This is a genomic window from Novosphingobium sp. B-7 (assembly GCF_000410615.1).
In the GTDB taxonomy this organism is placed as follows: Bacteria; Pseudomonadota; Alphaproteobacteria; order Sphingomonadales; family Sphingomonadaceae; genus Novosphingobium; species Novosphingobium capsulatum.
In genome coordinates this window covers 1-898 of record NZ_APCQ01000691.1, presented here as the reverse complement: position 1 = coordinate 898, position 898 = coordinate 1, and the positions used below count along the sequence as shown (strand labels likewise).

General features: G+C 53.6%; 1 protein-coding gene. It reads left to right on the top strand.

Translation table 11 applies throughout. The features are described 5' to 3' along the window. Positions 1 to 25 precede the first annotated feature (25 nt). Positions 26 to 871, top strand: a complete 846-nt coding sequence (locus H926_RS0107280; RefSeq protein WP_022675713.1) for an ANT(3'')-Ia family aminoglycoside nucleotidyltransferase AadA6 — start codon at positions 26 to 28, stop codon at positions 869 to 871. Positions 872 to 898 lie beyond the last annotated feature (27 nt).

Sequence of the window (898 nt, the reverse complement as noted above, 5' to 3'; positions counted from 1 at the left end):
CCCCTCACGTCAAACGTTAGACATCATGAGTAACGCAGTACCCGCCGAGATTTCGGTACAGCTATCACTGGCTCTCAACGCCATCGAGCGTCATCTGGAATCAACGTTGCTGGCCGTGCATTTGTACGGCTCTGCACTGGACGGTGGCCTGAAGCCATACAGTGATATTGATTTGCTGGTTACTGTGGCTGCACGGCTCGATGAGACTGTCCGACAAGCCCTGGTCGTAGATCTCTTGGAAATTTCTGCCTCCCCTGGCCAAAGTGAAGCTCTCCGCGCCTTGGAAGTTACCATCGTCGTGCATGGTGATGTTGTCCCTTGGCGTTATCCGGCCAGACGGGAACTGCAATTCGGGGAGTGGCAGCGTAAGGACATTCTTGCGGGCATCTTCGAGCCCGCCACAACCGATGTTGATCTGGCTATTCTGCTAACTAAAGTAAGGCAGCATAGCCTTGCATTGGCAGGTTCGGCCGCAGAGGATTTCTTTAACCCAGTTCCGGAAGGCGATCTATTCAAGGCATTGAGCGACACTCTGAAACTATGGAATTCGCAGCCGGATTGGGAAGGCGATGAGCGGAATGTAGTGCTTACCTTGTCTCGCATTTGGTACAGCGCAGCAACCGGCAAGATCGCACCGAAGGATATCGTTGCCAACTGGGCAATGGAGCGTCTGCCAGATCAACATAAGCCCGTACTGCTTGAAGCCCGGCAGGCTTATCTTGGACAAGGAGAAGATTGCTTGGCCTCACGCGCGGATCAGTTGGCGGCGTTCGTTCACTTCGTGAAACATGAAGCCACTAAATTGCTTAGTGCCATGCCAGTGATGTCTAACAATTCATTCAAGCCGACGCCGCTTCGCGGCGCGGCTTAATTCAGGCGTTAGATGCTTTGCTGTGCG